We start from the raw sequence: 12,305 nt of genomic DNA on the forward strand, positions 1-12,305 counted from the left end.
AGGGTCCGACAGGTTCGCTTTCGCTGGTCGCGGACCCGGATTCGAGGACGCAGACCTGCATGAACCTGGGACTTCGTCAAGGTGGTAACAGATTGATAACGATTAATATGAGGCTTTCCTCAGGTTCTTGGACGTCCTTGCACCGCCCTCGTCCAGCACGGACGCGTTCTACTCGCCGGTCACTTCGCGGGAGATCTGTGAGGGACATCACGGGATATTTCTCCGATGCACGGCTGTGACACCACGACGGCTCGTGAACGTGAGGAAATCCTCATGATTCTGTGTCAACCTTGAACAGCCCGGAAGAGCTGATCAGAGCCGATACAGCTGGCACACGATGCCGAGGGCGGCAGACACTATCCCCACCTCCCCCCAGAGGGGACCAGGAGAGGACATACGCGTGACGATTGACGACACGACACCCGCAGGAAACGGAAAAAACTCGAAGGGTTCGCGGCGCATCGGCGTAGACCGGGACGACACTCGGTCGTCGAGCAAGGGCACCCTCGTGGATCGTCTGCTCGGAGGTGAGCCGTACGCGCTCGCCTTCGGTGGTCAGGGCGCGCCCTGGCTGAGCTCGCTGGAGGAACTGAGCCGCGACAACGGACTCGAGCCGGCACTCACCACGATCGTCAACGACGCGGCCGACTACCTGGCCCCCGTGGCGCAGGAACTCCTCGTCGTGCGCCCGGTCGGATTCGACCCCATCGCCTGGATCCTCGAGCAGGAACTCGCCGACGAAGAGGACGGCGCCCAGGCGGCCGGTCCCTCCGCGGCAGCCCTCACCTCGGCGGCGGTGTCTCTCCCCGGCGTCTTCCTCACCCAGATCGCAGCGCTGCGTGCGCTGGCTGCTCAGGGCCTCGATCCCGCGGTTACGGCTCCCGTGTCGGTGATCGGCCACTCCCAGGGGCTCCTCGCCGCGGAGGCCGTTGCCTCCTCGGGTCAGAAGGACGGCGAACTCCTCGCCCTCGCTCAGCTCATCGGTGCGGCTGCCGGCCTCGTCGGCCGTCGTCGCGGAGTGATCGCCGCCGCCGACTCCACCCCGATGCTCGCTGTATCGAACGTCGACCCGGAACGACTGCGTCAGATCGTCGAGGAGCTCGCCGAGGGCCTCGAGCCCGAGCGTGCAGCCGTCCTCGGCATCCGTAACGCCCGTCGCCGTGTCGTGCTGTCCGGCCCGCCCGCCCAGCTGGCACGCGTTCAGCAGCGGTGCGAGCAGATCGAGGCCGACGAGGCCCGTGAGCGCGACGCCAAGAAGCGTGGCGGCTCCATCTTCGCGCCTGTCTTCGAGCCCCTCGCGGTCGAGATCGGCTTCCACCACCCCGCACTCGCGGAGACGATCGACATCGTCGGCCAGTGGGCTGTGCGCTGCGGTCTCGACGAGGAGAAGGCCCGCGCTCTCACGAGCGCCTGCCTGGTCGATCCCGTCGACTGGGTTGCTGCCGTCGACAGCACCCTCGAAGCCGGTGCCGCGTGGATCCTCGACCTCGGACCCGGTGACCTCCTCACCCGCATGACGTCGGCCAGTGTCCGCGGCCAGGGCGTCGGCATCGTTGCCGCCGCGACCCGTGGCGGTCACCGCAACCTGCTCACGCCGGGCGCAACCCCCGAGGTTCCCGCCGCGTGGACCGAGTTCCTCCCGAAGCCGGTGTCGCTGCCGGGCGGTCGCATCGGCGTCGAGACCGCGTTCACGAAGCTGACCGGTCGTTCGCCGATCCTGCTCGCCGGTATGACCCCGACCACGGTCGACCCGAAGATCGTCGCCGCAGCAGCCAACGCAGGCCACTGGGCCGAGCTCGCCGGCGGTGGCCAGGTCACCGAGCAGATCTTCGCCGACAACGTCGAGAAGCTCACCGGGCTGCTCGAGCCGGGCCGCGCTGTGCAGTTCAACTCGATGTTCCTCGACCCCTACCTGTGGAAGCTCCACGTCGGTGGCAAGCGCCTCGTGCCGAAGGCCCGCGCCGCGGGCGCCCCGTTCGACGGTGTCGTCGTCACCGCCGGTATCCCCGAGCTCGAGGACGCCGTCTCGATCATCGGCGACCTCACCGATGCCGGCTTCAGCTACGTCGCGTTCAAGCCGGGCACGGTCGCGCAGATCCGCTCGGTCATCCGCATCGCCAACGAGGTTCCCTCGTTCCCCGTCATCGCCCACATCGAGGGCGGCCGCGCCGGCGGCCACCACTCGTGGGAAGACCTGGACGACCTGCTCCTCGACACCTACGCCGAGCTGCGTACCCGGCCGAACCTGGTCCTGTGCGTCGGTGGCGGCATCGGCACGCCCGAGCGGGCTGCCGACTACCTGACCGGCCGCTGGTCCGTTGCACACGGCTTCCCGGCCATGCCGCTGGACGGCATCCTGGTCGGTACCGCCGCCATGGCCACCCTCGAGGCGACCACCTCTGCCGAGGTGAAGCAGCTCCTCGTCGACACCCCCGGTACTCCGGACTGGGTCGGAGCAGGCACCGCCGAGGGCGGCATGGCCTCCGGCCGCAGCCAGCTCGGCGCCGACATCCACGAGATCGACAACGCAGCGTCCCGCACCGGCCGTCTGCTCGACGAGGTCGCCGGAGACGCCGACGCCGTCGCCGAGCGTCGCGACGAGATCATCGAGGCACTGAACATCACGGCGAAGCCGTACTTCGGCGACGTCGCGACCATGACGTACGAGCAGTGGCTGCGCCGCTACCTCGAGCTGGCCGTCGGCATCGACGCGGCGAAGGCATTCGACTGCGGCACCGACCTCCAGGACGCCATCACCGAGGCCACCTCGAGCCCGTGGCTCGACATCACCTGGCGTGCGCGCTTCGGCGAGATGCTGCAGCGCACCGAGTCGCGTCTGCACCCGGTCGATCGTGGCCCCATCCCCACCCTGTTCGCCGACGACGCGATTCTCGAGCGTCCCGAGGCGGCCGTCTGCGCCCTGCAGGCGCAGTACCCCGACTACGCCACCACGGTTCTGCACCCCGCGGACGTCTCCTTCTTCGTCTCGCTGTGCAAGACCCCCGGCAAGCCGGTCAACTTCGTGCCCGTCGTCGACGGTGACGTCCGCCGCTGGTGGCGTTCCGACTCGCTGTGGCAGGCACACGATCCTCGCTACACGGCCGACCAGGTCTGCGTCATCCCCGGCACCGTCGCCGTCGCCGGCATCACGCGCGTCGACGAGCCTGTCGGCGAGCTGCTGGACCGCTTCGAGAAGGCCACGTACGACGAGCTGGTCACGGCCGGTGTCGCGCCGCTGTCGCTGCCCGCACGCCGTCACGCGGACATCGCCCGCGGCCTCCTCGACACCGTGCTGTCGGCTCCCGACATCCAGTGGGCCTCGCGCCTGACGCTGAACCCGGTTCGCCGGCTCGGTGACCTCGACAAGTGGTCGATCGAGTCCGACACCCTCGCGGTGCACGAGACCACCGGTGCCGAGCTGTCCGTCATCGACGACCAGCAGGTGCTCCTCACCGTCCCGCTGGTGGCAGCCAAGTCCGTCCAGATCACCATCACCGTTCCCGCGTCCGTCGCGGACGGTGGCGCTCCCGTGGTCACCGAGGCCGACGCCGAGAAGTCGATGACCGCACTCCTCGCGGTCGCGGCCGGTCAGGAACTGCCCGCCGTCAAGAACGGTGTCGCACGCCTCAACCTCGCCTGGACGCCCGACCTGGTCGCCGACCATGCCGGTGTCACCGGCTCGGGTCTGCCCACGACGCTGAGCGTCAGCGGCAAGGCCGTCCCGGACGTGGTCGTCGGTGCTTGCTGGCCGGCCGTGTTCGCCGTGCTCGGTGCTGCCAAGACCGAGGACTCGCTGTCCGTCATCGAGGGCATGCTCGACCTGGTCCACCTGGACCACAGCGTCGATTTCGTCGGCGAACTGCCTTCGGAGACCAGCATTCTCGTCGTCAAGGCCGAGGTCGCCTCGGTTCTCGACACCGACCTGGGCCGCGTCGTCGAGGTCAAGGTCGAGGTCGGCGCCATGCTCGGCGAGGGCCTGGACGCGCCTGCCGTCGTCACCCTGTCGGAGCGCTTCGCGATCCGCGGCCGCACCGGCAAGGGCGAACTGACCGACCCGGCCCGCGCCGGTGGCTCGCTGAGTGACGAGGCCGTCGACACCCCGCGTCGTCGTCGCCGCGACACCACGATCGTCGCTCCCCGCAACATGGGCTCCTTCGCCCAGGTGTCGGGCGACCACAACCCGATCCACACCTCCGACAACGCGGCACTGCTCGCCGGCCTCGGCAGCCCGATCGTGCACGGCATGTGGCTCTCCGCCGCCGCCCAGCAGGTCGTCACCGCCGTGGATCCGGCCGAGACCAAGACGCCGCCGCGTCGCCTCACCGCCTGGACCGCACGCTTCCTGGGCATGGTTCGCCCGGGCGCCGAGATCGACGTCCGCGTCGACCGCATCGCGGTGGACCGTGGCGCCGAGATCGTCGAGGTCGGTTGCCGCATCGACGGTGAACTGGTGATGGTCGCAACGGGTCGCACCGCCGCCCCGAAGACCGTCTACGCGTTCCCCGGACAGGGCATCCAGCGTCCCGGCATGGGCCTCGACGCCCGCGCCCGCTCCAAGGCCGCCCGTGAGATCTGGGACCGCGCCGACAAGCACACCCGCAAGGCCCTCGGCTTCTCGATCCTCGCCGTGGTCCGCGACAACCCGACGGTCGTCAAGGCCCGCGGTGTCGAGCACAAGCACCCGGACGGTGTTCTGCACCTGACCCAGTTCACCCAGGTCGCGATGGCGACGCTCGGTGTGGCTCAGGTTGCCGAGCTCCGCGAATCCGGTGCCTTCGTCGAGGGTGCCCTGCTCGCAGGCCACTCGGTCGGTGAGTACAACGCCCTCGCCGCCGTCGCCGGTGTGCTGCCTCTCGAAGCCGTTCTCGAGGTGGTCTTCCAGCGTGGCTCCGCGATGCACGCACTCGTACCCCGCGACGAGGCCGGCCGCTCCGACTACCGGATGGCTGCCATCCGCCCGTCGCAGATCGGTCTGGCCGACGACGACGTCGAGGCGTTCGTCGCCGGTGTCGCCGAGGCGACCGGTGAGTTCCTGCAGATCGTGAACCTGAACTTGCGTGGCTCGCAGTACGCCATCGCCGGTACGGTCGCCGGACTCAACGCGCTGGAGGTCGAAATCGACATCCGCCGTGAGGCTTTCGGTGGCAAGCGCGCGTACATCATGGTCCCGGGCATCGACGTCCCGTTCCACTCGACGGTGCTCCGCGGCGGTGTCGACGACTTCCGCGGACGTCTCGAGGAACTGCTTCCGCAGGACATCGACCCGGCCATCCTGATCGGGCGTTACATCCCGAACCTGGTCCCCAAGCCGTTCTCCCTGAAGAAGGAGTTCGTGCAGGAGATCGCCGACCTGGTGCCGTCGAAGCCCCTCGACAAGGTGCTGAAGGACTTCGACTCCTGGGCGAAGAAGCCGGTCCAGCTCACCCGCGTGGTCCTCACCGAGCTCCTGGCCTGGCAGTTCGCCAGCCCGGTGCGCTGGATCGAGACGCAGGACCTGCTGTTCGCCGACGAGTCCGAGGGTGGACTGGGTGTCGAGCGGTTCGTGGAGATCGGTCTGGGCTCCGTCCCGACCGTCGCGAACCTCGCGTCGCAGACCCTGAAGCTGCCGGGCCGCTTCGGCTACCCGGTCGAGGTCCTCAACATCGAGCGTGAAGCGTCCATCGTGTACTCCACCGACGTCGATCCGGCGCCGGTCGAGGACGACGAGCCCGCAGCACCCGCAGCCGAGGCGCCCGCCGCATCGGCCGCACCCGCCGCGGCTCCGGCCCCGGCCGCGGCACCGTCCGGTGGACCGCGTCCCGACGACATCGCGTTCAAGGCCGCCGACGCCACCAAGGTTCTGATCAGCCTGTGGACCAAGCTCCGTCCCGATCAGGTCGGCCCCGTCGACACGATCGAGGCGCTGTGCGACGGCGTGTCCTCGCGGCGTAACCAGCTGCTCGTCGACCTCGGCTCCGAGCTCTCGCTCGGCGCGATCGACGGTGCCGCTGACGCCGACATGGGCTCGCTCGCCGGCACGGTCGACTCCCTGGCCCGCACGTACAAGCCGTTCGGCCCGGTGCTGTCCGACTCGATCAACGATCACCTCCGCAAGGTCTTCGGCCCCTCGGGTCGTCGCCCGGCGGCCATCGCGGACCGTGTGAAGAAGGTCTGGGAACTCGGCGACGGCTGGGCCTACCACGTCACCGCCGAGGTGGCGCTCGGAACCCGCGACGGTTCCAGCATCCGTGGTGGTGACCTCGGCGGCCTGGCCGGCGGCGGTCTCGCCGACGGCGCCGCAGTCGACGCCGTCATCGACAGCGCAGTGGCCGCAGTGGCCTCGCGCCGCGGGATCAGCGTCTCCCTCCCGTCCTCGGGTGGCGGAGCCGGTGGCACCGTCGACGCCGCGGCACTGGGCGAGTTCACCGAGCACATCACGGGCCGCGACGGCGTGCTGGCCTCGGCCGCCCGCCTCGTGCTCGAGCAGCTCGGCTTCGCAGGCGACACTGCGACGGCAGCGCAACCGACCGACACCGAACTCGTCGACCTCGTGTCGGCGGAACTCGGCTCCGACTGGCCGCGCCTGGTCGCTCCGGCGTTCGACGCCAAGCGGGCGGTCCTGCTCGACGACCGTTGGGCCAGCGCACGTGAGGACCTCGCTCGTCTGTGGATCGACGCGGCAGGCGTGGAGTCTCTCGAGATCGAAGGCTTCGCCGGTGCAGGCAAGTCCGTTGCGGCGCAGGCCGCATGGTGGCAGGCCCGCGCAACCGACGAGGGTCGCACGGCCCTGGCCGAGAAGTACGGACGCATCGCGGAGGCGGCAGCCGTCGTCACCGACGAGACCCCGGAATGGGCAGACCAGGTCGCCGTCGTCACCGGTGCCAGCAAGGGCTCCATCGCGGCCTCGGTCGCAGGCAAGCTCCTCGCCGGCGGCGCGACGGTCTTCGTGACCACCTCGCGTCTCGACGACAAGCGTCTCGGCTTCTACCGCGACCTCTACCGCCGCACTGCTCGCGCCGGTGCCGCCCTGTGGGTGGTCCCCGCGAACATGGCGTCCTACACGGACATCGACGCGCTCATCGAGTGGATCGGTGAAGCCCAGTACGAGACGGCCGGTGGATCGAAGAAGCTCGTCAAGGAAGCGGTCACCCCGACGCTGCTGTTCCCGTTCGCCGCGCCCCGCGTGGCAGGCGACCTCGCCGACGCCGGCGCCCGCGCCGAAATGGAGATGCGCGTTCTCCTCTGGTCGGTGGAGCGCCTGATCGGCGGACTGTCGAAGATCGGTTACGACCGTGACGTCGACACCCACCTGCACGTGGTCCTGCCCGGTTCCCCGAACCGCGGCCTGTTCGGTGGCGACGGTGCGTACGGCGAGGCCAAGGCCGCGCTGGACGCAGTGGTCGGCCGCTGGAAGGCCGAGCGCAACTGGGCCGAGCGCGTCACCCTGGTGCACGCTCTCATCGGCTGGGTCCGCGGAACCGGCCTCATGGGCGGCAACGACCCGCTGGTCGAGGCCGTCGAAGGTGCCGGAGTCCGTACCTGGTCCACCCAGGAAATGGCCACCGAGCTGCTGCAGTGGTGCGAGCCCGAGGCACGTCGCCTCGCCTCCACCGAGCCGCTCGCGGCCGATCTGACCGGTGGGCTCGCCCAGGCGAACCTGGACCTGCCCGCGCTGGCGAAGCAGGCTCAGGAAGCTGCGACCGCAGCCGCCGAGGCCGACGCAGATGCGGACGAGCTCGACACCATCGCGGCTCTCCCCGCCCCGCCGCGGGTCTCCGCGTCGGTGGCACCGGCCTGGTCCGGCGTCACCGCGGCTCCGGAGGACCTCGTCGTCATCGTCGGCGCCGGTGAGCTCGGACCGTTCGGTTCCTCGCGTACCCGCTTCGAGATGGAGGTCGACGAAGAGCTTTCGGCGGCAGGCGTTCTCGAACTCGCCTGGAACACCGGACTCGTCGTGTGGGAGACCACGCCGTCCGCAGGCTGGTACGACGCCGAGACCGGGGAACTGGTTCCGGAGGCCGAGATCGCGGACAAGTACCACGACGCAGTCGTCGAGCGCTGCGGCATCCGCCGCTACGCGGACGACGGCGCCATGGTCGAGAACACCGCACCGCTCCTCACGTCGGTCTTCCTCGACAAGGACCTGAGCTTCGTGGTCAGCACCGAGGCGGAGGCACTGGCCTTCGTCGAGGCCGACCCGGAGAACACGGTCGCGACGCCGGTCCCGGACAGCGGTGACTGGCAGGTCACCCGCCGTGCGGGCACCGAGATCCGCGTCCCCCGCAAGATGAAGCTCACGCGCAGCGTGGGTGGTCAGATCCCGACCGGATTCGACGTCACCAAGTGGGGCATCCCCGCCGACATGGCCGACTCCGTCGACCGCGTGGGCCTGTGGAACATCGTCGCCACGGTGGACGCGTTCCTCACCGGTGGGTTCACGCCCAGCGAACTGCTGCGGTGGGTGCACCCCTCGCTGGTCGCCAACACCCAGGGCACCGGCATGGGCGGCATGACCTCCATGAGGTCGCTGTACATCGACACGCTGCTCGGCGAGAACCGGCCGAACGACATCCTGCAGGAAGCCTTGCCGAATGTGATTGCGGCGCACGTGGTCCAGTCCTACGTCGGCGGTTACGGCGCCATGGTCCACCCGGTTGCGGCGTGCGCCACGGCCGCGGTGTCCGTCGAAGAGGGCGTCGACAAGATCAAGCTCGGCAAGGCCCAGCTCGTGGTCGCCGGCGGGTTCGACGACCTCAGCGCGGAGGGCATCATCGGATTCGGTGACATGTCCGCCACGGCCAAGACCGACGACATGCGGGCCAAGGGCATCGACGACCGTCGATTCTCCCGGGCCAACGACCGTCGTCGCGGCGGGTTCGTCGAGTCGCAGGGTGGTGGCACGATCCTGCTGGCCCGCGGTGACCTGGCACTCGAGATGGGCCTGCCCGTCCTCGGTGTGGTCGCCTACGCCGGCTCGTTCGCGGACGGTGTCCACACGTCGATCCCGGCTCCCGGAATCGGTGCGCTCGGCGCGGGTCGTGGGGGAGCGGATTCGCAGCTCGCCCAGTCCCTCGGCAAGCTCGGTGTCAGTGCCGACGACATCTCGGTGATCTCCAAGCACGACACGTCCACCGCGGCCAACGATCCCAACGAGGCGGAGCTGCACGAGCGCCTCGCCGGGGCACTCGGCCGCAGCGAAGGTGCACCGCTGTTCGTGGTCTCGCAGAAGAGCCTCACCGGACACGCCAAGGGTGGTGCCGCCGCGTTCCAGCTGATCGGTCTCTGCCAGGTGCTCGACCAGGGCATCGTTCCGCCGAACCGCAGCCTCGACTGCGTCGACGAGAAGATGGCCGAGTTCGAACACCTCGTGTGGGCTCGGGAGCCGCTCCGCTTCGGCGAGCAGTTCGCGCTGAAGGCCGGTCTGCTGACCAGCCTCGGCTTCGGGCACGTGTCCGGCATGGTCGCGGTCGTGCACTCGCAGGCGTTCGTCGAGGCCATCCCGGCCGACAAGCGTGAGGCGTACCTCGAGCAGGCACGCAAGCGCACCGTCGAGGGTCAGCGTCGACTGGCGAAGGCCATGGTCGGCGGCGGCAGCCTGTACGAGCGTCCGGCGGATCGTCGCTTCGGCGGCGACAGCGTCCCGGCCGCAGCGTCCCGTCAGCTCGAGGCGGACGTCCTGCTCACCGAGGCCGCGCGCCTCGGAGCGGACGACGTGTACAGCTCGGGTCTGCCCGGCTGCAAGTAGGAACGACGGATGGGAGTTCTGGGGATCGGCTTCGATCTCGTGACGGTGTCGGAGTTCGCCGAGCAGCTGGACCGGCCAGGGACGGCCATGCTCGACAACTTCACACCGGGCGAGCGTCGGGACGCCGTGACCCGGAGCTCCGATCCGGCTAGACATTTCGCCGCCCGGTGGGCTGCGAAGGAGGCAGTGATCAAGGCCTGGTCCACGTCTCTCTTCGCCAGCCCGCCGGTGCTGCCCGAGATGATCCACCACCTGATCGAGGTGGTGACGGATGCGTGGGGGCGACCGAGTATCCGCTTACGCGGAGACGTCGCCAAGCATCTGACCGACGTGAAGATTCACATCTCCCTCACACACGACGGAGACATGGCGGGCGCGTTCGCCGTCATCGAGTCGCTGTAGGCGCCTTCGGCGCCCGTGCGCCTTTCTGGTAGCTCCGGCAACCGGAAGGGCGCACAGGCGCGTAGCGCCTAGGTGGAGCGCGATTCCTTCTCCGCGACCAACAGGTATGCCACCATCAGCCGTTTGAGTTCGGCGACGGCGTCCGCGTGGCTCTGATTGTCCTGCACGGAGAAGTTGAGCATCGAGTACACGACGTGGACGAGCACCTCGGCCATCATCGTGCGCCGCTCCCGCGATGTCTGCGGGGTGAGCGGCGCGAGCATCCGTGACACCTGCTCCGCGAACGCCTTCTCGTGGATGGCACCGGTGGCGCGCGTCGACGGCGTCGACTGCATCGCCAGCCACACCTCGCGCCTCGACGGGTCGGACGTCCACAGGCCCGCCATGTGGTCGACGAAGGAATTGAGGAACCGCAGCCAGTCGAGGGACGGGACCTCACCGTTGAACTGGGCGATCTCGTGCTGGACTCCGACGAGGTCCTGCCGGTTGAGTTCGCAGACGATCACGTACTTGTTCGCGAAGAACTGGTAGAGGGTGCCGATCGGGACGTCCGCGCGTGCGGCGACCTCCTCGCACGTGAACGATTCGAATCCCACGTCCACCAGCAACTCCCGCGATGCCGTGAGCAGCGCGTCGAACTTCCGGCGACTACGTTCCTGGGTCGGCCGTCTGCGGGGCAGGAGTTCCTGCGGGTCCGACTGCAGCTCCAACGCCGGGTCCACTCGGCGCGGCGCTTGCTTGCTGACTGAAGACTCCACCGCCCAAGGCTATCCGTCTTTCGTCCGGATTCCGAAGATCCCTCCCGGTGACGCGTCGGGTTTCACCTGGGCGAGGAGACTCGTCGCGCCGTTTCGGGCGTGACCGATGTGATCGGCCACAAGTGGCCGCTCGCTGAGATTCCGACCCACCACAACGCCGCGGGCAGTGCCGTGGCGTCGGCGTGTGTGCCCGACAGCAGGCCACGGACTGTTTCGGATGGGTCGCGGGCGGCTGACGATGCAGCCGCCCGTCGCGTGGATCAGACGGACAGGTCCCGGCGCAGTTTCGCGACGTGGCCGGTGGCGCGGACGTTGTACTGGGCCACTTCGATCTTCCCGTCCTCGTCGACGAGGAACGTGGAGCGGATGACACCCTGCACCGTCTTGCCGTACATCTTCTTCTCGCCGAATGCGCCCCACGCCTCGAGTGTGGCCTTGTCGGGATCGGACAGGAGGGGGAACGTCAGTCCCTCGTTGTCGCGGAACTTGGCCAGCTTCGCCGGCTTGTCGGGGGAGATGCCGATCACGTCCAGGCCGGCGCCGTTCAGGTCGGCCAGGTTGTCGCGGAAGTCGCAGGCCTGTTTGGTGCAGCCCGGCGTGCTCGCCGCCGGGTAGAAGTACACGACGACCTTGCGGCCGCGGTAGTCGGCGAGCGACACGTCGTTGCCGTCGGCGTCGGGCAGCGTGAAGGCGGGTGCGGTGTCTCCGGGGGCGAGTCTGTTGTTGTCGGTCACGAGAAGTCAGGCTACCGGGAAGGTGTGGACGTGGCCCGAAGCGCGATCGGGGGAGACGGAGTCGCAGGTCGGGAGTTCTCGTCTACGGTTGACGCAAGTGTGGGATCGTCGCGGTAGCGTCGCTCTCGCTGATCGAACCAGTCGAACAAGTTGGAGGACACGTGCCCAGGGACACCGAGAGCATCGAGCGTGAGATCGAGAACGCGCGCAATCAGCTCGCGAGCACTCTCGACGAATTGACGGTCCGCACCAACCCGAAGCGTCTCGTGGAGAACACGAAGCGCACGATGATCGCGAAGCTGAACGAGCCGGCGGTCAAGTACGGACTGATCGCCGTGGGTGCGGTGGCAGGGCTCCTGGTGCTCCGCAAAGCGTTGCGCTGAACGACCCTCGTCGACAACGGGCCGTCGGATGTGAAGTTCGCAGTGACTTCACGTTCCGGCGGCCCGTTCGTCATCTGACCGCCCGAGCGGTGCGTTGAGATGGTGACACGAGAAAGGCCCCCATCCTCGTGAGAGGATGGGGGCCTTCGTGCAAGTGCGCCCACAGGGACTCGAACCCCGGACCCAGTGATTAAGAGTCACTTGCTCTACCAACTGAGCTATAGGCGCTCGCTCTTGCGAGACAGAACATTAGCGGGTCGCTTCTCGGGAATGCAAATCGCCTGGTGGCGACTGCCCATGGCGA

At 68.7% G+C, this 12,305-nt stretch carries 5 protein-coding genes and 1 tRNA gene; 3 read left to right on the plus strand and 3 right to left on the minus strand.

What is annotated here, in order from left to right; genetic code table 11:
* Positions 1-400 precede the first annotated feature (400 nt).
* Both HGB39_RS21400 and acpS read left to right on the plus strand, forming a co-directional pair.
* The gene (locus tag HGB39_RS21400; protein WP_064080151.1) at positions 401-9,724 is read left to right on the plus strand and encodes a type I polyketide synthase; all 9,324 of its coding nucleotides are present in this window, start codon (positions 401-403) and stop codon (positions 9,722-9,724) included.
* A gap of 9 nt (positions 9,725-9,733) precedes the next feature.
* The gene (gene acpS, locus HGB39_RS21405) at positions 9,734-10,126 is read left to right on the plus strand and encodes a holo-ACP synthase AcpS (protein ID WP_005248288.1); all 393 of its coding nucleotides are present in this window, start codon (positions 9,734-9,736) and stop codon (positions 10,124-10,126) included.
* A 68-nt stretch (positions 10,127-10,194) separates the two neighbouring features.
* Here the strand turns inward: acpS and HGB39_RS21410 are convergent, their stop codons facing one another.
* Complete coding sequence (locus HGB39_RS21410; RefSeq protein ID WP_005248286.1) at positions 10,195-10,884, minus strand: TetR family transcriptional regulator; 690 nt, start codon at positions 10,882-10,884, stop codon at positions 10,195-10,197.
* Between the two features lie 260 nt (positions 10,885-11,144).
* Positions 11,145-11,618 carry a thioredoxin-dependent thiol peroxidase gene (gene bcp, locus HGB39_RS21415; protein WP_005261992.1) on the minus strand — a complete coding sequence of 158 codons (474 nt, stop codon included), beginning with the start codon at positions 11,616-11,618 and terminating at the stop codon, positions 11,145-11,147.
* A gap of 161 nt (positions 11,619-11,779) precedes the next feature.
* Between bcp and HGB39_RS21420 the strand changes: the two genes are divergently transcribed.
* A complete protein-coding gene (locus HGB39_RS21420) occupies positions 11,780-12,001 on the plus strand; it encodes a DUF3618 domain-containing protein (protein WP_005261991.1) in 222 nt (73 codons plus the stop codon).
* Between the two features lie 155 nt (positions 12,002-12,156).
* Here HGB39_RS21420 and HGB39_RS21425 read toward each other — a convergent pair.
* Positions 12,157-12,229, minus strand: a tRNA-Lys gene (locus HGB39_RS21425).
* Between the last annotated feature and the right edge of the window lie 76 nt (positions 12,230-12,305).

This window comes from Rhodococcus opacus (genome assembly GCF_012396235.1).
In the GTDB taxonomy this organism is placed as follows: Bacteria; Actinomycetota; Actinomycetes; order Mycobacteriales; family Mycobacteriaceae; genus Rhodococcus_F; species Rhodococcus_F opacus.